This is a genomic window from Pseudomonas sp. A, from assembly GCF_056270345.1.
Genome location: NZ_CM149873.1, coordinates 4,280,150 through 4,300,192 on the forward strand (window position 1 = coordinate 4,280,150; position 20,043 = coordinate 4,300,192).

The window sequence follows — 20,043 nt, forward strand, 5'->3', positions numbered from 1 at the left end:
ATCGCGCTATGATTCGATAATTCGAAAGAACTTATTTCTGCGATCCAATATATGAATATCGGTAACAAGGATCTCAACCTGCTGCACCTGTTCCAGGTGCTCTACGAAGAGCGCAGCGCCTCCCGTGCCGCGCAACGCCTGGCGCTCAGCCAGCCGGCCCTGAGCCACAAGCTCAACAAGCTGCGCCACCAGTTTGGCGACCCGCTGTTCGTGCGCGCGCCACGCGGCCTCACGCCCACCCCCAGGGCCCACGAACTGGCACCCGAGGTGCAACAGTTGATCGGGCACCTGCAGGACTTCTTCAGCCGCTGCGACGGCGAGCACTTCCTCGAACGCCCGGTCCAGTTGCACCTGTACAGCACCGACTACCTGGAGCAGACCTTGCTGCCCGGGCTGCTGCCGATTCTTCGTGACCAAGCGCCCAACCTGACCCTGATCACCCACAACACCCGGGGCGACCTGCCCCGCGAGGCATTGGAGAAAGGCACCTGCGACCTGGCCATCGCCGGCTTCTACAGCGACCTGCCGGACACCTTCCACCAGCAGCGGCTGCTCAGCGAGGACTTCGTGGTGCTGGCCGCCGCCGACAACCCGAGGTTGGTCGACGGCCTGACCCTGGAGGCATTCGTGGCCTGCGACCACCTGTTGACGACCTTGACCGGCGATCTCGACGGCCGGGTCGACCAGGCCCTGCGGGCCCTCGGCCAGCAACGTCGGGTGGTAGCCGGGCTGTCCAGCTTCATCGCCCCCACACGCCTGGTGCGTGGCACCGACCTGCTGCTGACCTGCCTGCGCTCGCTGGCCATGGAGGCAGTCGAGCGCGACCCCGGCCTGCGCCTGCATGCCCTGCCCCTGGTGCTGCCGCACGTCGAGGTGATGCAGATCTGGCACGCGCGCACCCACGCCGATCCCTTGCGTGGCTGGTTCCGCCAGCAGGTGTGGGAGGTGGCGCAACAGGTCATTGCACCAGCTGGTTGATCTCGATGATCGGCATCAGCACGGCCATGACGATCAGCAGTACCACCGCGCCCATGACCACGATCATCAACGGCTCCAACAGCGCGGTCATGCCCATGGCGCGGCGTTCGATGTCCTTGGCCAGGCTGTCGGCGGCGCGGTCGAGCATCGGCGGCAGGTTGCCGGTCTTCTCGCCACTGGCGATCAGGTGGATGAGCAGCGGCGGAAAGACCTTCTCCACCGCCAGCGCCGAAGCCAGCCCGGCGCCCTCGCGCACCCGCGCCGTGGCCTCGTTGACGCACTGGTCGAGGCGGTCGTTGCCCAGGGTCTGGCGCGCCGCCTCCAAAGCCCGCAACAGCGGCACCCCGGCGCTGCCGAGGATCGCCAGCGTGGAGGCGAAACGCGCCGTGTTCAGGCCCAGCACGAAGCGTCCGAACAATGGCAGGCGCAGGATCCGCCCATGCCAGGCCAGGCGCGCCGCCGGCGCGCGCAGGTAGACCCGCCAGCCCCAGAACACCCCGGCCAACAGGGCGAAGCACAGCACACCCCATTCGCGCACGAAGTCACTGGCCGCCAGCATGGCCAGGGTCAACCCGGGCAGGTCCTGGCGCGCCTGGGTGAAGGCACTGACCACCTGTGGCACCACGTAGCTGAGCAGGAAAATGACGATACCCACCGACACCAGCCCCACCACCCCGGGGTAGATGAACGCGGTGAGGATCTTGCCGCGCAGGGTGTTGCGGTCCTCGATGTAGTCGGCCAGGCGCTCCATCACCTGGGCCAGGTCGCCGGACTCCTCGCCCGCCGCCACCAACGCCCGGTAGATCTCGGGGAAATCCCGTGGCCGCTCGGCCAGGGCATCGGCCAGGCGCATGCCGCTGCGCACATCGCCGCGCACCGCGCCCAGCAACTGCGCCACATGCTTGCGTTCGGCCTGCTCCAGGGTCGCACCCAGCGCCGCTTCCAACGGCAGGCCGGCGGCCAGCAGGCTGGCCAGCTGGCGCGTGGCCCAGGCCAGGTCGCCGTCGGACAGCTTCGCGCCGAACAGACCATTGCCCTGCCCGGCCGCGGCCTGGGCCTCGACCTCCAGGGTGGTCAGGCCCAGGGCACGCAACTGGGCCATCGCCGCCGCCGGACTGTCCGCTTCGAGCAGGCCCTTGACTACGCGGCCCTGGGCATCGGCGGCTTCATAGCGATAGCGATTCATCAGGCGTCCCGTGTCACGCGCAGGATCTCTTCCAGGCAGGTGCTGCCACTGTCGACCCAGCGCTGGCCGTCCTCGCGCATGCTGCGCATGCCGTTGCGCCGGGCGGCGGCGCGCAGGACCTGTTCGTCCGCGCCCTGATGCACCAGGCTGCGCACCTCGTCGTCCACGCAGAACAGCTCGTGGATGCCGGTACGACCGCTATAGCCGCAATGGTTGCAGTGCGCACAGCCCACCGCACGGTACTGCCCGGGCGTGGCCGGGTCGGGCTCGCGACAGTGCGGGCACAATCGGCGCACCAGGCGCTGGGCCAGTACCCCGAGCAGCGCCGAGGCCAGCAGGAACGGCTCGACCCCCATGTCGACCAGGCGGTTGACCGCCGACACCGCGTCGTTGGTGTGCAGGGTGGCCAGCACCAGGTGCCCGGTCAGCGAGGCCTGCACGGCGATCTGCGCGGTCTCCAGGTCGCGGATCTCGCCGATCATGATCACGTCCGGGTCCTGGCGCAGGATGGCGCGCAGGGCCACGGCGAAGCTCATGTCTATACGCGCGTTGACCTGGATCTGGCTGATGCCCGGCAAGTCATATTCCACCGGATCCTCCACGGTGAGGATGTTGCTGACGCTGGCGTCCAGCCGCGCCAGCGCGGCGTACAGGCTGGTGGTCTTGCCCGAGCCGGTGGGGCCGGTGACCAGCACGATGCCATGGGGCTGGCGGATGAGCTGGTCGAGCCGCGCCAGCAGGCCTGCGTCCATGCCCAGTGCTTCCAGGCGCAGGCGTCCGGCCTGCTTGTCGAGCAGGCGCATCACCACCCGCTCGCCATGACCGGTGGGCACGGTGGAGACGCGGATATCGATGGGTCGCCCGGCCACGCGCAGGGCGATGCGGCCGTCCTGGGGCAAGCGCTTTTCGGCGATGTCCAGCTGCGCCATGATCTTGATCCGCGACACCAGCGCGCCGTGCAGCGCCTTGCGCGGCGAAACCACGTCGCGCAGGGTGCCGTCGACCCGGTAGCGCACCAGGCAATGGCTCTCGAACGGCTCGATATGGATGTCGCTGGCCTGGTCGCGCGCGGCCTGGGTGAGCAAGGCGTTGATCATGCGGATCACCGGCGCGTCGTCCTGGGCCTCGAGCAGGTCGGTGACTTCCGGGATGTCCTGCAGCAGGCGATCCAGGTCCACCTCGTTCTCCGCCGCGCCCACCACCGCCGCCGCGCTGCCGGTGTCGGCGTAGGCACTGACCAGCAGCGCGTCCATCTGCGCATCGTCGAGCGCCTCGACCAGCACCTGGCCATGGCGCCTGCGCACTTCGGCCACTGCCCAGGCCGGGCTCGACGGGCAGCGCGACAGCACCGCACCGGCCTCGCCATCCACCTGCAGCACCAGGCGTTGGGCCTTGGCCCAGGCGTATGGCAAGCGGCTCAACGCGCCACCTCGTCCACCGGCACCGCGCGGATCGCGGCCCGTGGTGCGCGCAGCGCCGCCGGCTGGGCGCGGCCCTGGTCGGGCACGCCCTGCTCCACTGGCGGCAACAGCGGCATGTCCATGTCCGGCAAGGCCCAGGAATGCTCGGGTTTGAGGCTGCCCTGGGCGCGGCGGATGAAGTCGTAGCGGTTCAGGGTGATGCTGCGCCCGACCGCCGCATCGCGCACGATGTAAGGGCGCAGGAACACCATCAGGTTGGTCTTGTTGCTGGCGCGGCGCTCGCTGCGAAACAACGCACCGACCCCCGGCAGCCCGGACAGCCACGGAATGCCCTCGTTGGTCTGGGTGTAGCCGTCCTGCAGCAGGCCGCCCAGGACCATGATCTGGCCATCGTCGAGCAGGATGCTGGTGTCGATGGCGCGCTTGTTGGTCACCGTGCCGGCGGCGCTGGAGGCGCGCTGGTCGACGCTGCTGACCTCCTGGTAGACGTCCAGCTTGACCGTACCGCCCTCGGAGATCTGCGGACGCACGTTCAGCCGCAGCCCCACCTCCTCGCGCTGGATGGTCTGGAACGGGTTGTTGCTGTTGCCGCCGCCGTCGGTAACGTACTGGCCGCTGACGAAGGGGATGGTCTGGCCGACGAAGATGCTCGCCGCCTCGTTGTCCAGGGTCAGCAGGTTGGGCGTGGACAGCACGTTGCTGCCGCCCTTGCTCGTCAGCGCACGGGCCAGCACCTTGAGGTCGAGCACCTCGCCGATGCCCGGGATTTTCACCGTGCCATCGACCACCCCCACTGACAGCCCCTTCGGCAGCACGTCGATGCTGCTGGGTCCCTTGACCAAGCCGCTGCCGCCGAGGTTGGCGCCGCCGAATACACCATTTTTGCCAAGGTTGCCGGCCTGCCACTGGATGCCGAACTCGTTGGCGTCGTCTTCACCGACTTCGACGATCAGGCTTTCCACCACCACCTGGGCGCGGCGCTGGTCGAGCTGGTCGATGACTTCGCGCAGGCTGCGGTACAGCGGCTCGGGCGCGGAAATCAGCAGGGTGTTGGTGGTCTTGTCGGCCTGGATGGTCGCGCCACCGGCGGAGAACGCGGTGCCCTGGTCGTTCTGCTGGGTGGTGCTGCCATAGCCGTTCGGTGTCGTGCCGGCGCCCTGGCTGCTGCCACGGCTGCTGCTGGCGTTGTTGTTGGCGCTGTTGCCTTGCGTGCTGCTGCCATTGCCGTTGGCGCCGTTGCTACTGCCGCCGGTGAGCATGCCGCCTCCACTGAGCAGCGCACGCGTGGTGTCGTTGCCGGCAGTGTCACTCTCGCCGGTCAGCAGCCCGCGCAGGCTCTGCGCCAGCTTGTCGGCCTGGGCATTGCGCAGGTACACCACATGCAGGTTGCCGGCGCTGTTCTGGGCGTTGTCGAGCTTGTAGATCAGGTCGCGGGCCAGCTGGGTGCGCTCGGGGCTGCCGGAGCGGATCACCACGCTGTTCGAACGCGGGTCGCCCAGCACGCTGATCTTCTGGGTCGGGTCGCTGCCCTGGCTGTCGAGCAGTTCATTGACCATGCCGGCGATGTCGCTGGCGATCCCATTGTTGATCGCCACCACATCGGTGTCGATGGCCGTGGGAATGTCGACCCGGTCGAGGATCTGCGCCACCCGCTCGAGGTTCTCGGCGTAGTCGGTGACGACCAGGGTGTTGTTGCCGGGGTAGGCATTGATCGGGTTGTCGGGCGAGACAATCGGGCGCAGCACCGGGATCAGGTTGACGGCGTTCTCGTATTGCAGGCGGAAGGTGCGGGTGACCATGCCGTTGCCGGCGTCGCGGTCCCCCGTCACCAGTGCGCCGCCGAGCAGCTTGGCATCGGCCTGCGGTACCACCTGGGCCACACCGCCGACGTCGACCACGCTGAAACCCTGCATGCGCAGGGCCGACAACAGCATGCCATAGGCTTTGCTGGCGGGCACCTCGCCCTCGGAGACCAGGGTCAGCTGGCCCTTGACCCGCGGATCGACCAGGAACTGACGCCCCGTGGCACGGGACAGGCCGCGTACCACCGCCTGAATATCGGCGTCGACGAAGTTCAGCTGTACCGGCTGGTCACCCAGTGGATTGGCCTGGGGCGGCGTCGCCACGGCGCGGCTGTGGCGCTGACCGACCCGAGGGGCAGGCTGACGCGTTGCCGGGCGTGTTTGCGGCTCTGGCTGCGCACGATGATCCAGCCCGGCCGACGAGGCGCCGGCCTCGGCCAGCGGGCGGCCCAGTTCGCTGCTGGCCAGGGGGCGTTGCGCGCTCGGCGCGCTGGCGCAGGCACTGAGCGCCAAGGCCAGGAGCAAGGGCGCGAACGGCAGTCGCGGTGAACGGAGGCACGTCATGAAGGGTCCTTAGCGCCATGCGCCTGATCCATGCGAAGAGTTCCGGAGAAGGTCACCGGGCTGCCCGGCTCGGCAGCCGGATTGCGGCGCAGCGCCAGTTGGCCGGTGTCCAGGCCGAGCCGTGGCGGCACGCTCTGCAGCCAGGCCATCGCCGCTTCGGCCGGGGCCCGCTGCCAGCTCAGGCGCCAGGCATCGCCCTCGGCATCGAGCTGTGTCTGTGCCAGCAGGCCGGCCTGTTCCAGGCTTTGCCGCAATGCCAGGGCGGTATCTGCGGGCCGCTGCGCCAAGCGCTCGCCGAGCAGTGCGTCGAGCGCCTGGGCCTGGCCGCGCAGCTTGGGTGTCTCGGCTTGCCAGTGGTCGATCCGGGCCAGGGCCGGCTGGACCAGCACCTGCCAGCAGAACAGCACGCCGAGCAGACCGCCGCCCAGGGCGACGGCGCGGCGCTCCCGCGCGGCCAGGGCCTGCCAGCGTTGCCGCCCCTGCGCACGCAGGGTAGCCAGGCGCGCCTTAATCGACATGGGCCAGCTCCTCGCCAGACGGATTGGCCGCTCGCAGTGTCCAGCCCTGCCCGCTGGCCTGGCCGTCGATGCCACGGGCGGCAAGATCAGCCTGCCAGGCGCTGTCCGCCGGGACCTTGCCGCCGTCGGGCAAGGGGGTAATACGCAGCTGGCCATCCTGGTAATCCATGGCCTCGACATTACCGGCCAGGAACGGCATGACCTGCCCGGCACCCTCCAGCAATGCCGTCAGCCCCGCCGCCGCGCTACCCTGCCCGCCCTGCAGTTGCTGGCGCGCCTGCTGCAACGGGTTGAGCACCACCGGCAACTGCGGGAAGGCCGTGCGCACCTGTGTGACCATGCGGGTACGCAATGCTTCGCCCTCTCGAATCAGGTGCGCGGCGTAAAGATTAAGGCCCAGGCACCAGACCAACGTTGCCGCCGCCCAGATGCCCAACGTGCGCCCCCAGGCCATCGGCTTCGTCGGCCCGGCCAGCCCGCCGCACAGATCCGCCGCCGACAGGGCATCGTCCTGTCGGGCGTACAATCCAGCCGGCCTGATGCCATCGGCCTGCAACCACGCCTGCAGCCTCGCCAGTTCCGTCAACCCGAGCCAGGCCACCGCGACCTGCCCATCGGCCCGACGCGGCCCATGCGCGACATGGACCTGCCCGGCATCACCCAGTACCAGCCCCTGCACCGCGCAGCACACGGCCGACGTAAGGCGCTTGCCGGCCAGGGGTGGCATGGCGATCTCCAGGGCCAGGCTATCCTGCTCGTGCAGGTGCAGACGCCAGGGCGCGCCCTTGGCCTGCCGAAGCAACTGTCCACGGCTCGCCTGCCCGTGCCGATCAGCCAGGCGATACTCCAGCACCGACGCCTCGTCCAGTTCGGCCAGCGGTGCCAGCCATACCTCCATGACCGTGCTCATGCGCCCACCCGGCGCCAGATGACATCCGGCAACTGCCCCTCGCGCTGGCGCAGCAGCGCCTGCAGGGGAAGCTCGCGACTGCCCAGGCGCGCCAGGCCATGCAGGCGGAACCAGTCGCTGTTGATCCCCACCCGGACGTTGGCCATGGCCAGGGATGGCATGCGCAGGCGATTGACGAAATCGCCGCGATTGATGAACCAGCGCCCGCCGTCACGTTCAGCCACCAACGCCGCGGCCTGCTGCAACGACAGGCCCGGCACCTGAGCGGCAAGCACTTCGGCACTGGCGGTGTTGCCGTTGACCCAGGTCAGCGCCGGCAGCACCGTGACGAACTGGCGCAGGCGCGCCAGGGCTTCGCCATCCATGCCCTTGAGCCCGGCCAGGGCCTCGACGCTGCGCAACATCGGGCGCCTGGCCGGCAACGCTTCGTCGGCGCTGGCCGGTGAAGTCGCACGGCCGCTGGCCAGGCCCAAGCCGGCATTGGCGGGAGTGGCCAGCGGACGCTGTGGGTAGCTATCGATCACCTGCCCGGCAATGGCCGTGGCCAGTCGCTCATTGACCCCTATCAGCGCGCACAGACGCTGGAAAGTCGCCAACGCCTCGGCGTCTACCTGGCCATCGACCACCAGGTTGCGCAGGTTGAACTTGCCCTGCTCGTCCTCCAGTTGCCCGTCGAAACGCACGCTGGCGGACGGCACATCGCGCATCGGGCGTGACCAGGGCTGGCCGCCGCGCACCAGCGGATCGCGCAGGCGCTGTTCGAACAGCACCTGGCGGCTAAGCTGCAAGCCGCCTTCCAGGGCCCATTGGCCTTGCAATGCCAGCTGGCGATTCTCCACCTGACGGGTCAGCAAGCCCTGACGCTCGATCATGCCGGCGGCAATCACCGCCACTACCGCAGCGATCAGCAACGCACTGATCACGGCCATGCCCTCCTGGCGCGCCATGGCCGGTCACAACTGCCAGGAGCCGAGGTCGGCATTCACCCCATCGCCGCCGGCCTGGCCGTCGGCGCCCAGGGAGAACACATCGATCTCGCCGTTGGCGCCCGGGTTCAGGTACTGGTACGGGCGCCCCCATGGGTCGTTGGGCAGGCGGTCGAGGTAGGCGCGCCATTGGCCGTCCTTGGCCTGGGCCGGTTTTTCTACCAGCACCTTCAGGCCCTGGTTCTGGTTGGGGTAGGCGCCGTTGTCCAGCCGGTACAGCTTGAGTGCCTGCATCAGCCCGCCGATATCCTGGCGCGCCGCAGTGGCGCGGGCCTGGTCGGGGCGATCAAGCACCTTGGGCACCACCATCGCCGCGAGAATCCCGAGGATCACCACCACCACCATGATCTCGATCAGGGTAAAGCCTTGCTGGCGGATACGGTGGGCGGGCATGTTGCGGCGGTCGATCTGCATCTCGGCATTCCTTGCGTGAGTTCGAATCGGGGGCCGATTGTGGCAAGCCGGTATGTCACGGATATTGAAAAAGCTCGGGAGTCGGCGTCGTCAAACCGTCATCGCGCCGCTCTACAGTGCCGCTTTGGCCTGCGCGAATGGAGTTCCCGTGCGCACCACCGAGGACGGTTTCACCCTGATCGAAGTGCTGGTGGCGCTGACCATCGTCGCCGTGGCCATGGCCGCCGCCGTGCGTGCCACCGGGTTGATGACCCAGGGCAACGGGCTGTTGCGCGACAAGGGACTGGCCCTGCTGGCGGCCCAGGGGCGCCTGGCCGAGCTGCGCCTGGAGGGCGGCGCGAAGGCAGGCGTCAGACAGTTCGAATGCGACCAGGGGCGCTTGCGCCTGCGCTGTGAGCAACGCTTGTCGCGTGCGCCGGGGGCGATGCTGGAAGTGTCGCTGCTGGTCTTCGACCGCCAGCGCGAAGGGCCGGCGCTGGCGCGATTGCAGACGTTGGTGGGTCAGTGAATGTGAATCGGACGCCTTCGTGAGAGCGAACTCGTGGGAGCGGGCTTGCCCCGCGATAGCGCTCGCCCAGGCAATCGCTATCGCGGGGCAAGCCCGCTCCCACCGCATCCTTACAGCCAGGCCTTCAGGGATGATCCTTACAGCGAGGCGCGCACCTCAGGATGCCCCTCCTCCACCCGCGCCGCATACCGCTGCGCCAGCACCGCGCAGACCATCAGCTGGATCTGATGAAACAGCATCAACGGCAGGATCATCGCCCCAATGCCGCCCCCCACGAACAACACCTGCGCCATGGGCACGCCTGTCGCCAGACTCTTCTTGGAACCAGCAAACAGGATGGTGATGCGGTCCTCGACATTGAATCCCAGCAGCCGCCCGAGCAAGCGCGTGCCCAGCAGCACCACCGCCAGCAGGATACCGCACACGGCGAACAGCCCGGCCAGATGCTGCGGCGACACCGTATGCCACAGACCGGTGACCACCGCTTCACTGAAGGCGGTGTAAACCACCAGCAGGATCGAACCCTGGTCCACCACCTTCAGCCAACGCGCATTGCGCTTGACCCAGGCGCCGATCCAGCGGCGGGCGACCTGCCCGGCGACGAAGGGCACCAGCAACTGCAGGGTGATCTTCAGCACCGCGTCCAGCCCGGAGCCGGTGTCGCCCGAGGCGCCCAGCAACAGCATCACCAGCAGCGGCGTCAGGAAGATCCCCAGCAGGCTCGAGGCCGCCGCGCTGCAGATCGCCGCCGGCACGTTACCCCGGGCCAGCGAAGTGAAGGCGATGGCCGACTGCACCGTGGCCGGCAAGGCGCACAGGTACAGCACGCCCAGGTACAGCTCGTTGCCCACCAACGGCACGAACAGCGGCTTGAACGCCAGGCCCAGCAACGGGAACAGCACGAAGGTGCAGGAGAACACCAGCAAATGCAGGCGCCAGTGACCGGCACCGGCGATGATCGCCTCGCGCGACAGCTTGGCGCCATGCAGGAAGAACAGCAGGCCGATGGCCAGGTTGGTCAGCCAGCCGAACAGCACCGCCCCCTCGCCGGAGCACGGCAGCACGGTGGCGATGAACACCACCCCGAGCAGGGCCAGGGTAAAGTTGTCGAACAGCATCCGTAGATATCTCATCACAGTTTCCGTCTTGTCTTTGTGCAAGCCTGGACGATAAGGTCTTGGCCCTTGTGCCGCTAACGCCGGAACCCCTGTCGGTGTCGCCCAACGGACACCTCGCTTCGCCACGCCCCTGATCCACGACAAGGAACGCCCCACCATGAAACGCCCCCCACGCCTGCTGCTGGCCGCCACCCTGATGCTGGCCGCGCCGCCGCTGCTGGCCAACGACCTGCAAGCCACCGTCGATGACGTGATCCCGGCGCTGATGCGCGAGCGAGGCATCGCCGGCATGGCCGTGGCGGTGTATGCCAACGGCCAGTCGCATTACTTCAACTACGGTCTGGCCGACAAGGCCAGCCGCCAGGCAGTGAGCCGCGACACGCTGTTCGAGGTCGGTTCGGTGAGCAAGACCTACACCGCTACCCTCGCCGCCCTGGCCAGCGCCGAAGGCAAGCTCGACTTGCAGGCCCCTGCCAGCCGCTACCAGCCGGCCCTGGCCAAAGCCTCGATCGGCAGCGCCAGCGTGCTGGAACTGGGGGCCTACAGCGGCGACTGCCTGCCCTTGCAGTTCCCCGATGAGGTGCAGACGCCGGCCCAGACCCTGACCTGGTTCCAGCACTGGCAACGCCGCTTCGCGCCCGGCACCCACCGCTGCTACTCGAACCCCAGCCTGGGCCTGTTCGGCGACCTCGCGGCCCGCGCCCAACAGCGGCCCTTCGCCGAACTGATGACCCAACAGGTGCTGCCCCGCCTTGGGCTCAAGCACACCTATCTGGAGGTGCCGGCCAGTGCCCGCGGGCTCTACGCACAAGGCTACGACGCCAACGACAAGCCGGTGCGGGTCAACCCGGGCCCCTATGCCGAGCAGGCCTATGGCATCAAGACCAGTGCCAGCGACCTGCTGCGCTATGTGCAGTTGCAGCTGCAACCGGACACCCTCGACCCGGTCATGCGCAAGGCCATCGCCATCACCCAGTCCGGTTACTTCCAGGTCGGCGCAATGACCCAGGGTCTGGGCTGGGAGCGCTACCCCTACCCGGTCAGCCTCGACACCCTGTTGGAATACAACGGCGACAAGATCATCCGCGGAGAAAACCCGATCCAGGCGCTGAACCCGGCGCTGCCCGCCGAGCCTGCCGCCTGGTACAACAAGACCGGCGCCACCGGCGGCTTCGGTGCCTACGTGGCGTTCGTGCCGTCCAGGCAGATGGGCATCGTGCTGCTGGCCAACCGCAACTACCCCAACGAAGAACGCGTGCGCGCCGCGCAACGCATCCTTTCCAGCCTGGAGCCGTGACATGCTGAAGATCCTTGGCAAGGCCTCGTCGATCAACGTACGCAAGGTACTGTGGACCTGCGCCGAACTGAACCTGCCGTTCCAGCGCGAAGACTGGGGCAGCGGCTTTCGCGCCACCGACACGCCCGAGTTCCTGGCGCTGAATCCCAACGCCATGGTGCCGGTGATCGTCGATGGCGACTTCGTGCTGTGGGAGTCCAATACCATCCTGCGCTACCTGGTCAACCAGTACGACGGCGAGGCGCTCTACCCCGGCGCCCCCCGCGCCCGCGCCGCGGTGGACCAATGGCTCGACTGGCAGGCCACCGACCTCAACGACGCCTGGCGCTACCCGTTCATGTCGCTGGTGCGCCAGTCGCCGGCGCACCAGGACCCCGCGCTGCTGGCCGCCAGCAGCGCCCAGTGGACGGCCAGGATGCGCCTGCTCGAAGCACGCCTGCAGGCCACCGGCGCCTATGTCGCCGGCGACGCCTTCAGCCTCGCCGACGTGGCCATCGGCCTGTCCCTCAACCGCTGGCGGCGCACGCCCCTGGAGCACCCCGAGTTGCCGGCGCTGGAGGCCTATCATGAGCGGCTGCGCCAACGCCCCGGCTACCTCGAGCACGGCGACAACGGACTGGCGTGACAGAACCGGCAGGATTGTCCGACAAGATGTAGTGAGCAAAAATAATCACTACAAACCTGTTGACGCCCTTCCCGCGCCTTGTGCATGATGAGGCCGTCTCCCCGATCGGGAGCGGTGGCAAGGGTGTTCCAGACGGCCTGCGCGGTAACGCAGGCCGTCCGTGGAGAGGGAAACTGCCCAGAAGGCAGCGTGAGAAAGCCCCTGTTGCGATGCTGCTGTAGCAGCCTTGGTTAGCGCGCTACATGGTGTGGCGCCGAATGTGAACTTCAGCCGAACTTCACCAACGAATGAGAGTAATGGGGGCTTTATGATGAACTTGAACAACAATCCAACCATCGACCAATTGGCCCGGCTGTTCGCCGCACGCAAGGACAGCCTCGACGACCACCTGCTGTGGGTCAGCCAGTCCGGCGAGGTCCGTCTGGATCGCCTGCCGCCGAACACGGTTGAAGCCGAATTCGAATCGCACATGCCCAGCATGCGCGCCCGCTTCAAGGTCTACCGCCGTGGCCAGGGCTACGTCGGCAGGAAGGCCGCCGCCGACACTTCCTTTGTCGGTCGCGTGCTGCAGACCCTGCAACAAGAATGGCCCGCCGCCCGCGAGCGGCAGGCAATCAAGGTGATCGACTCGCTGAACTGAATGCCTCGGCAGTCCACCGTTGCTTGAGCCCGGCCCGCAAAGGCCGGGCTTTTTCATGCCTGATGGCCAGCCCTTTCACAGGCAACCGATCCGCAGACTGTTGTACCATCCCGCGCCTTTGATCAAGGAAGACGCGCCATGCGCCGTTTGCTGTTCCTGCTGTTGCTCCTCAGCCTGACCTCCTGCGCCCCGCGCCTGCCCTCCCCGCCGGCTCCCGAACCCGCCGCCCCGCCCCTCACCCTGCTCGATCACGGCCGCTTCCGGCTCTGGTACGACTGTCAGCGCGGCGAGCCGCACCGCTTCGCGTTCACCCTATGGAAAGACCAGGGCCATTTGCAGCGCATCGACAACTTCCGTATCGACCGTAGTCTGCCCGAGGGCTGCAGGGGTCAGTTCTCGGCCAAGGCTTACTCGACACCCAAGGGTTACCACCGCGGACACCTGGCGGCCAACAATCATTTCGACGACGACCGCGTGGCGATGGATGCCTCCAACCTGATGAGCAACATCGTTCCGCAACTGGCTTCACACAACAGCCGCACCTGGTACCAGACCGAGCTGCTCACCGAGTGCTACCGCGACCTGCACCCGGTGACGGTGATCGGTGGCGTGGTGTTTGGTCATGCCGGCGCGGCACTGGACAACGACGCCTTTGTCACGTCCCACGGCATTGCCACGCCCGAGGTGTTCTGGAAGGTGCTGCTGACCGAGGATGACCAGGGCAAGCCCCAGGTCATCGCCTGGTGGATCCCGCACCAGGCCGGGCTGGGCACCGACCTCGACCCATACCTGCGCAGCGTTCGTGAAATCGAGGCGTTGCTCGGCCCGGGCGAGGCACCGATAGAGGTGCCGGAGGCCCTGAAAGACCAGCGCCCGGTCCAGACTTGGCCAATGCCGGCCGGCTGTGATCGACAATAAACCGGTCGATGGACAGGCTTGAGGGAGGCAAGAAATGGCGTAAAGCCATCACTCAACGTATGCTGCCCGCTCGCGAACGGCCCCGATTGCCGATCCCAGGAAAGGATTCTTCATGCGTACCCGACTGCACGACTTCGACTACGATTGCCCCCTCTCGATCCTCATCGGCGAAAACGGCAGTGGCAAGAGCCAGGCCCTTGCGGATATTGCCGAGGCCTACATCAGCAAGAACCGCACGGTCATCGCCATTGCCAACTGCCCGTTCGACAAGTTCCGTGACAAGGGCAAACGCTACTTCTTCATGGGTGGCCGCTATGGCCAAACCTTCCTCTCGATCGCGCTGCAACGTGTCATCGCGTCGATCAAGGAACCTTCCGATACCCGTTTTCTGATCGGTAAGGTACTTGAGCGCCTGGGATATGAGCCTCGCATGGGCATCTGCCAGGAGAACGCCAAAGCTCGAATCGACTGGTTCGACCTAGGAAGCAGCCAGTCTTCCGAGAGTCTCTCGCGGTATTCGGACAAAGGGGCGTGGACACTCAATCTGTACAAGGACGAACTACGCAACTGGCCGGCGATATTCCTGCACAAGGGCAACGAACAATTCCCGCTGGAGCAGGCGAGCTCCGGTGAGATCCAGTTGATCACGACCCTGGCCTTCATTGCTTCCCACATCGACAAAGATGCGGCGATCCTGATCGACGAACCGGAAAACAGTCTTCATCCACGTTGGCAGCATGACTACATCAAGAGGCTGTTCGACCTCTTTCACTACCACAGGCCCAGGGTGGTCATCGCAACCCACTCACCGGTCATGGTCACCACCGCGCCCCACGCCGAAATGCCCTGGCAGGCCTATGCCGTCAAGAACAACGCCCCCCGCCCCCTGGACTGTGGCGACGAAGGCATGGAGCAAGTGCTATGGGACGTGTTCAGGATGCTGACGCCACGCAGCGCTTTCCTGTCCCACCATATGACCACCCTGCTGCACCGCCGGCAGCAGGGCATGCTGACTGAACAGTTGTTCCACCGTGAGTTCGATGAATTGGAAGCCGCCGCCGCACATGACGGCAAGCAACTGCTGCTGATTCGCAAGGCGAGGATGCTCGTATCATGACCACATTCACCTACACGATGGATGAGCACCTGAGTATCGCCAGGGCACTACAGGTCGGCACCAGACCTCGCCCTTCGGCCAGAGAAATCTGGGAATCCGCCCATGTAGCACCGATCAAGCGACGGCTCAAGGCGCACAAACGCCGTGAACAAGGCGAGCGCTGCTGTTATTGCCAGAGACCTATTGGCGGCGAGTACAACATGGTGCTGGATATAGAGCATGTATTGCCAAAGAGCCAGTTCAATCATTGCATCTTCGACCTGCCGAACCTGGCGGTGGCCTGCGCCAAATGCAACAGGAAGGTCAAGCGCGCACGACTGGACTTCATTGACCCGGCATTGCTGCGCATCCCCAGAATGCACAAGAGCCTACTGTTCAACCCGGATCATTACCGCATTGCTCACCCGAACCTGACCGATGCCTACAAGCATCTTTCCATAAACGTTCACCTGGTCGGACGGAGCACCTTGTTTCACTACGACCTGATCACCCCCATGGGCAAATACATGTACGACTTTTTCGAACTCCATGAGTTCGAGGCCGAATCCATCAGCCACGCCCAGGGCATACCCGCCCCGGTGAACGAAGACCTGCACGAACAGATCAAGGCAATTGAGCGGGAGATCTACGGTTGAACGCAGCGGCCTCGCTGCGCAGCGCCATCGACTGGTAAAGACTCGCGTAGCGTTCCAGCAAGACCCTGGTTTGCAGCAAGTGCACGGACAATGGCGGGTCCCAGGCTGGGGTCGCTTCCAGTGCATGCACCTCGAAGGCGCGACCCGGCAGCCACATTTCCAGGGCAATGGGCGGTTCGCCCGACGCAGTCGCGGATAAATGGCAGCGCAGCAGCAAAGCGTAGATTTCCAGGTTGGTGAAGTCCCGTTCCTCCTTGGTCGGTGGCTCGTCCTCTTTCTCCTTCGGCCGCTGCCAAAGGGGTTGCGGGTAATACTTGAAGTCGACCACACGCCACCGCTCGCCAGCGTTCACCACCAGGTCGGGGCGCCGATGCAGATGGTTGCGCGAGAACACCAAGCGCTGCGCCTTTCGCCAGCGCGCCATGTCCCTGGGACCGCACACCCCGCGTGGCAGATGTTCGAAGTCACAATTGTGGATGGTGGTGTCGGCATTTTCGGCCAAGGCATGACACAGGCACATCGACTCCCATACCGCCCAGAATCCTTGAACGCCCCAAACCAGGCCAGGTGACTGCTCCACGCTGCTCGCACCCTGCAGGTAGCGCGCCAGGGCATCATGCAACCGGCAGTAGGTGGCATCCCTTGGCGCGGCCTGGCGGTCGATTCGCCACAACAAGTGGCTAAGCCGCTCGCGGCAGTGCTTGATCTGCTCGGCATCACCCAGGTAGAGCGAGTCGTCTGCCGCCAGGTAGCGGTGCTGGAAGTCCTCCGCCAGGGCGATTCCATCACGGAAGAAACTGCCCCAGGCGCACTGAAGGTCCACCTGCAGCAGGTGCTGGTAGAAGTCCCGTGCCAAAAAACAATAGAGCCCCACGATTGCCTGTTTGCCCAGGCCCATTGTCCGACGCATGCCTGGTACCCGGTCCAGATACGGGATGTCGCCTTCGTCGAAGAGCGCACGGGACAGGTACCGGTCGAGTCGCTGGACGTCCTGAGGAGACGTCATGCCAGGATGCGCATGCAAGGACACTATGCTGCGAGGGTCCACCTCATCGAACAGCTCGTCGAATGCCAGCATGTCGACAAACCCCGCCCCCTTGCCCGCTGCCTGCGCGCCACCTTTGCCATGCCGCTCCACGCCATCCCTGGCCGCCATGATGCGCTCGCCATGTCCGGTGCGGCGAAACACGGCAAACATGCGGTAAAGCAGCGAAAAGACTGCGGTAGGTGATAACCCGCTGCAGTCGAGACCGTGAGGCACCTTGAGCAGAGTGCGTCCTTCGGCGCTCAGGAACAGGCCAATGTCCTTATCGCCTTCGACGATTTCAAGCGCTTCGCATAGCATCCTGGCTCAAGACTCCTCGCCTTTGGCATTGGCTGAAGGAGGCTTCATCAGGTTGTCGAAGAAGGTATCGAGACGATCAACGAACTGGTCGAACGTGCGCAACGTCTGTCGATTCATGCCGACCAACTCTGCAAGAGGCGTCTTGTCGCGCGCGTAGACATTGTCCCAAAGGTAGAGGCACAACTTGCCGGCGATATCGGCTCGCTGAATACAAGGCTCATCGACTTCCGCCTCCAGCTCCTGCAGCGCATCCAGGAACTTCAGGATGGTGAGCCCTTCACTACCGGCGTCCGCCTTGGTCAGGTAGTACGGATAAGCGCCGCCGCCTTCGGAAAGAATGGCCTTGAACTTGCGTGTTGCGCCCATATCGTAGCCAGCCAGTTCCAGGATCCTGTCCTGCGTCGCCTTGCTGCAGTTTCTGGTGAATGCCAAGACGTTGTTTTCGAACGACGTGCTGTTGTCACCTCCGGCCCCAGACTCCGTGACTCTGTTGGCAAGCGATCGCAGCCTGTTCCAGGCATCTGCGTCCTGAAGTTCGTGTACCTTGCCTTTGCGGGGCGGGCGCGCCTTGATGAACCATGGCCCGACCAGCTTGTCATCCAGTTGGGGCGCCGTGCAGGTCTTGCGGATATGGTCATTCAGCGCCTCGAGAAATGCCTCCCAGCGAACCGGTTCGGCCGACGGAATCAAGGCATCGGCCTGGATGCGTTCCTCATCCGACTCGCCCAGGTGGACCCGACAAAACTCGAAATGCCAGCGGCGCTTGAATGCCGAGTCCATGAAGAAGATCGACTCGTCACTGGTGTTCATGGTCCCGATCATGTGCAGGTTCGGCGGCAATATGAGCCGGTTGTGCTCCAGTCCCTCGCGCAGTTTCTGCTGCAGAATGCTTTGCGTGGTAGTGACAGGCCCCATTGAAACCTTCAATGCCGAGCAGATCACCTCAGATACGGTGATCGAATAGCTCGACCATCCCTCATCGTCCCTGTCCAGCAATTGGAAGATATCGCCGAAGATCTCAGCGCAGTTACCCCGGTTGATCTCGTCGATCAACAATATCACCTTACCGGGCGTTTCTTTTTCCAACTCGGCATACGCACGCGTCAGCGCCTGGATCAGCGGGCCGGCATGCACCCTGTACTCGATCCGATGGTCAGCGTTAGTCAGGGGAAGCACCCGGGCGACGAACTCGCCATAGCTGTACTCAGGATGAAAGGTGACAGGGATGATGTTCTGGTCGACGGCACCCAGCTCACGAGCCTTGTACTTGCGGGCACGATGGCTTTTGCTGGTGCCCGGCGGACCGAACAAAATCAATTGATGGGGAACCGATGCCATATCGACCTCTTTCCATGAGTAGGTGGCCACCCGCCAGAAACCTGTCAGGCGGACCAGAAATTGATTGCCCCCAAGTTACCATCAAAGTGCCACCAGCCAAACCCATCAGGCATCCGCAATTCGCCCCCTAGAGCGCTCGCGCGCCCTTAACGGCCCTTTCCTCGACCTTTCGGGCGAAAACCGATGCAAGTGCTCCGGCCACTTTGCCCCCAGGTGTGGTCGTAACGGATAACCCGATGTCGTCTACGACAAAGCCTCCACCTCTTGCCGCTTGTCTACTGGCCCCAGAACAACGACGGCGCGCCCCGAGTGAGCCGCACCGGCCCAGGCTGCCCAGCGCAACGGAGAGCATCCATGTCCATTCCCCATGAGGTCCCGCCCGCCACCTTGCGGCGGGTGATCGTCGCCTCGGCCATCGGCAACTTCGTCGAATGGTTCGACTTCGCCGTCTACGGTTTTCTCGCCACCTTGATCGCCAGCCAGTTCTTCGCCAGCGAAGACGCAGGCGTCGCCCTGCTCAAGACCTTCGCCGTGTTCGCCGTGGCCTTCGCCCTGCGCCCGCTCGGCGGTATCGTGTTCGGCGCGCTGGGCGACCGGCTCGGACGCAAGCGCATCCTGTCGCTGACCATCCTGCTGATGGCCGGCTCCACCACCCTGATCGGCCTGCTGCCGACCTACGCCAGCATCGGCGTGCTGGCCCCGGTACTGCTCACCCTCGCCCGCTGCCTGCAGGGGTTTTCCGCGGGCGGCGAGTATGCCGGTGCCTGCGCCTACCTGATGGAGCACGCGCCACGGGGCCGGCGGGCGTTCTATGGCAGCTTCGTGCCAGTCTCGACATTCAGCGCCTTCGCCTGCGCGGCGGTCATCGCCTACGGCCTGGAAGCCAGCCTCACGCCCGAGGCGATGAATGCCTGGGGCTGGCGCGTGCCGTTCCTGGTGGCCGCGCCCCTGGGCCTGGTGGGCCTGTACCTGCGCTGGCGCATGGAGGAGACCCCGGCGTTTCGCCAGGCGCTGGCCGAAGGCAAGGCCCACGCGCACTCGCCGCTGGGCGACACCCTGCGCCACCACGGCCGCACCATCCGCAACCTCGGCGCGTTCATCTCGCTGACGGCGCTGTCGTTCTACATGTTCACCACCTACTTCGCCACCTACCTGCAGACGGTCGGCCACCTCAGCCGCGCCCAGGCGCTGCTGGTCTCGACCGTGGCCCTGCTGTTCGCCGCCGCCGGCTGCCCGCTGGCGGGTGCCTTCAGCGACCGCGTCGGCCGGCGCCGGACCATCGGTTTCACCTGCCTGTGGGTGATGCTCGCGGTGTTCCCCGCCTACTGGCTGGCCAGTTCCGGTTCGCTGTCGGGGGCCTTGCTGGGGGTGATCCTGCTGGCCATCGGCGCGCTGATGAGTGGCGTGGTCACCGCCGCGCTGCTGTCGGAATGCTTCCCCACCCGCAGCCGCTACACCGCCTCGGCGATCACCTACAACGTCGCCTACACCCTGTTCGGCGGCACCGCGCCGCTGGTGGCGACCTGGTTGATCGAACAGAGCGGCAGCCGCCTGGCACCGGCGTTCTACCTGGTAGTGATTGCGTTGCTGGCATTGGTGGGTGGGTTGGCCTTGCCGGAAACCTCGCAGGCTTCATTGCATGAGGGCACCCCAGGCAACGATCAGCCTGGGGTGTCGCAGGACCTGTAGGTGATAGCCCTGGGGCTTTTCGTGGGAGCGGGCT

General features: G+C 65.8%; 19 protein-coding genes. 9 read left to right on the forward strand and 10 right to left on the reverse strand.

Annotation, left to right across the window (positions count from 1 at the left end; all coding sequences use genetic code 11):
• The first annotated feature begins 51 nt into the window (after positions 1–51).
• A complete protein-coding gene (locus tag AC0MAZ_RS18965) occupies positions 52–978 on the forward strand; it encodes a LysR family transcriptional regulator (RefSeq protein ID WP_203652339.1) in 927 nt (308 codons plus the stop codon).
• Here the strand turns inward: AC0MAZ_RS18965 and gspF are convergent.
• From gspF to gspG, 7 genes are read right to left on the reverse strand one after another with little or no spacing between them, the layout of a single operon-like run.
• Positions 959–2,164, reverse strand: a complete 1,206-nt coding sequence (gspF, locus tag AC0MAZ_RS18970) for a type II secretion system inner membrane protein GspF (RefSeq protein WP_203652338.1) — start codon at positions 2,162–2,164, stop codon at positions 959–961. The genes AC0MAZ_RS18965 and gspF overlap by 20 nt on opposite strands.
• Entirely contained in the window at positions 2,164–3,585 is a 1,422-nt protein-coding gene (gene gspE / locus AC0MAZ_RS18975; RefSeq protein ID WP_254464145.1) for a type II secretion system ATPase GspE, read from the reverse strand. The genes gspF and gspE overlap by 1 nt, the downstream gene beginning before the upstream one ends.
• On the reverse strand, positions 3,582–5,951 hold the full coding sequence (gene gspD, locus AC0MAZ_RS18980; protein WP_475858839.1) for a type II secretion system secretin GspD: 2,370 nt from the start codon (positions 5,949–5,951) through the stop codon (positions 3,582–3,584). The genes gspE and gspD overlap by 4 nt, the downstream gene beginning before the upstream one ends.
• Positions 5,948–6,469, reverse strand: coding sequence for a type II secretion system protein GspM (gene gspM / locus AC0MAZ_RS18985; RefSeq protein ID WP_475858840.1), 522 nt, complete (start codon positions 6,467–6,469; stop codon positions 5,948–5,950). Before gspM ends, gspD begins: the two co-directional genes overlap by 4 nt.
• Positions 6,459–7,379, reverse strand: coding sequence for a type II secretion system protein GspL (gene gspL / locus AC0MAZ_RS18990; protein ID WP_475858841.1), 921 nt, complete (start codon positions 7,377–7,379; stop codon positions 6,459–6,461). The genes gspM and gspL overlap by 11 nt, the downstream gene beginning before the upstream one ends.
• The gene (gspK, locus tag AC0MAZ_RS18995) at positions 7,376–8,308 is read right to left on the reverse strand and encodes a type II secretion system minor pseudopilin GspK (protein ID WP_475858842.1); all 933 of its coding nucleotides are present in this window, start codon (positions 8,306–8,308) and stop codon (positions 7,376–7,378) included. The genes gspL and gspK overlap by 4 nt, the downstream gene beginning before the upstream one ends.
• Before the next feature lie 24 nt (positions 8,309–8,332).
• A complete protein-coding gene (gspG, locus tag AC0MAZ_RS19000) occupies positions 8,333–8,779 on the reverse strand; it encodes a type II secretion system major pseudopilin GspG (RefSeq protein ID WP_475858843.1) in 447 nt (148 codons plus the stop codon).
• Positions 8,780–8,927: 148 nt separating this feature from the next.
• Between gspG and gspI the strand changes: the two genes are divergently transcribed.
• Entirely contained in the window at positions 8,928–9,287 is a 360-nt protein-coding gene (gene gspI / locus AC0MAZ_RS19005; protein ID WP_244670987.1) for a type II secretion system minor pseudopilin GspI, read from the forward strand.
• Between the two features lie 137 nt (positions 9,288–9,424).
• Here gspI and AC0MAZ_RS19010 read toward each other — a convergent pair whose 3' ends face one another.
• On the reverse strand, positions 9,425–10,420 hold the full coding sequence (locus AC0MAZ_RS19010) for a bile acid:sodium symporter family protein (RefSeq protein WP_232855571.1): 996 nt from the start codon (positions 10,418–10,420) through the stop codon (positions 9,425–9,427).
• 142 nt (positions 10,421–10,562) lie between these two features.
• Here AC0MAZ_RS19010 and ampC point away from each other — a divergent pair, with 142 nt between their 5' ends.
• The 6 genes from ampC to AC0MAZ_RS19040 all read left to right on the forward strand — a co-directional run bounded on the left by ampC (position 10,563) and on the right by AC0MAZ_RS19040 (position 15,637).
• Positions 10,563–11,702 carry a class C beta-lactamase gene (ampC, locus tag AC0MAZ_RS19015; RefSeq protein WP_475858844.1) on the forward strand — a complete coding sequence of 380 codons (1,140 nt, stop codon included), beginning with the start codon at positions 10,563–10,565 and terminating at the stop codon, positions 11,700–11,702.
• Position 11,703: 1 nt separating this feature from the next.
• A complete protein-coding gene (locus tag AC0MAZ_RS19020; RefSeq protein ID WP_475858845.1) occupies positions 11,704–12,327 on the forward strand; it encodes a glutathione S-transferase family protein in 624 nt (207 codons plus the stop codon).
• Between the two features lie 307 nt (positions 12,328–12,634).
• Entirely contained in the window at positions 12,635–12,967 is a 333-nt protein-coding gene (locus AC0MAZ_RS19025) for a hypothetical protein (protein WP_186714050.1), read from the forward strand.
• A 138-nt stretch (positions 12,968–13,105) separates the two neighbouring features.
• Positions 13,106–13,885 (forward strand): DNA/RNA non-specific endonuclease, encoded by a 780-nt coding sequence (locus AC0MAZ_RS19030; protein WP_475858846.1) that lies wholly within the window; start codon positions 13,106–13,108, stop codon positions 13,883–13,885.
• A gap of 112 nt (positions 13,886–13,997) precedes the next feature.
• Positions 13,998–15,002, forward strand: a complete 1,005-nt coding sequence (locus AC0MAZ_RS19035; protein ID WP_234562374.1) for an AAA family ATPase — start codon at positions 13,998–14,000, stop codon at positions 15,000–15,002.
• Positions 14,999–15,637 carry an HNH endonuclease gene (locus tag AC0MAZ_RS19040; protein WP_232855576.1) on the forward strand — a complete coding sequence of 213 codons (639 nt, stop codon included), beginning with the start codon at positions 14,999–15,001 and terminating at the stop codon, positions 15,635–15,637. Before AC0MAZ_RS19035 ends, AC0MAZ_RS19040 begins: the two co-directional genes overlap by 4 nt.
• Here AC0MAZ_RS19040 and AC0MAZ_RS19045 read toward each other — a convergent pair.
• Entirely contained in the window at positions 15,606–16,982 is a 1,377-nt protein-coding gene (locus AC0MAZ_RS19045) for a hypothetical protein (RefSeq protein WP_232855577.1), read from the reverse strand. The genes AC0MAZ_RS19040 and AC0MAZ_RS19045 overlap by 32 nt on opposite strands.
• A 6-nt stretch (positions 16,983–16,988) precedes the next feature.
• A complete protein-coding gene (locus AC0MAZ_RS19050) occupies positions 16,989–18,320 on the reverse strand; it encodes an McrB family protein (protein ID WP_475858847.1) in 1,332 nt (443 codons plus the stop codon).
• Positions 18,321–18,674: 354 nt separating this feature from the next.
• Between AC0MAZ_RS19050 and AC0MAZ_RS19055 the strand changes: the two genes are divergently transcribed.
• Positions 18,675–20,009 (forward strand): MFS transporter, encoded by a 1,335-nt coding sequence (locus tag AC0MAZ_RS19055; RefSeq protein ID WP_475858848.1) that lies wholly within the window; start codon positions 18,675–18,677, stop codon positions 20,007–20,009.
• Positions 20,010–20,043: the final 34 nt, after the last annotated feature.

What these genes read in the sequence shown, in the direction of transcription:
- gspM (WP_475858840.1), bottom strand. Translation starts at nt 6,469, where the DNA reads ATGTCGATTAAGGCGCGCCTGGCTACCCTGCGTGCGCAGGGGCGGCAA.
- AC0MAZ_RS19040 (WP_232855576.1), top strand. Translation starts at nt 14,999, where the DNA reads ATGACCACATTCACCTACACGATGGATGAGCACCTGAGTATCGCCAGG.
- gspL (WP_475858841.1), bottom strand. Translation starts at nt 7,379, where the DNA reads ATGAGCACGGTCATGGAGGTATGGCTGGCACCGCTGGCCGAACTGGAC.
- AC0MAZ_RS19045 (WP_232855577.1), bottom strand. Translation starts at nt 16,982, where the DNA reads ATGCTATGCGAAGCGCTTGAAATCGTCGAAGGCGATAAGGACATTGGC.
- gspF (WP_203652338.1), bottom strand. Translation starts at nt 2,164, where the DNA reads ATGAATCGCTATCGCTATGAAGCCGCCGATGCCCAGGGCCGCGTAGTC.
- AC0MAZ_RS19025 (WP_186714050.1), top strand. Translation starts at nt 12,635, where the DNA reads ATGATGAACTTGAACAACAATCCAACCATCGACCAATTGGCCCGGCTG.
- AC0MAZ_RS19030 (WP_475858846.1), top strand. Translation starts at nt 13,106, where the DNA reads ATGCGCCGTTTGCTGTTCCTGCTGTTGCTCCTCAGCCTGACCTCCTGC.
- AC0MAZ_RS18965 (WP_203652339.1), top strand. Translation starts at nt 52, where the DNA reads ATGAATATCGGTAACAAGGATCTCAACCTGCTGCACCTGTTCCAGGTG.
- ampC (WP_475858844.1), top strand. Translation starts at nt 10,563, where the DNA reads ATGAAACGCCCCCCACGCCTGCTGCTGGCCGCCACCCTGATGCTGGCC.
- gspG (WP_475858843.1), bottom strand. Translation starts at nt 8,779, where the DNA reads ATGCAGATCGACCGCCGCAACATGCCCGCCCACCGTATCCGCCAGCAA.
- AC0MAZ_RS19035 (WP_234562374.1), top strand. Translation starts at nt 13,998, where the DNA reads ATGCGTACCCGACTGCACGACTTCGACTACGATTGCCCCCTCTCGATC.
- gspK (WP_475858842.1), bottom strand. Translation starts at nt 8,308, where the DNA reads ATGGCCGTGATCAGTGCGTTGCTGATCGCTGCGGTAGTGGCGGTGATT.
- AC0MAZ_RS19010 (WP_232855571.1), bottom strand. Translation starts at nt 10,420, where the DNA reads ATGAGATATCTACGGATGCTGTTCGACAACTTTACCCTGGCCCTGCTC.
- gspD (WP_475858839.1), bottom strand. Translation starts at nt 5,951, where the DNA reads ATGACGTGCCTCCGTTCACCGCGACTGCCGTTCGCGCCCTTGCTCCTG.
- AC0MAZ_RS19050 (WP_475858847.1), bottom strand. Translation starts at nt 18,320, where the DNA reads ATGGCATCGGTTCCCCATCAATTGATTTTGTTCGGTCCGCCGGGCACC.
- AC0MAZ_RS19055 (WP_475858848.1), top strand. Translation starts at nt 18,675, where the DNA reads ATGTCCATTCCCCATGAGGTCCCGCCCGCCACCTTGCGGCGGGTGATC.
- AC0MAZ_RS19020 (WP_475858845.1), top strand. Translation starts at nt 11,704, where the DNA reads ATGCTGAAGATCCTTGGCAAGGCCTCGTCGATCAACGTACGCAAGGTA.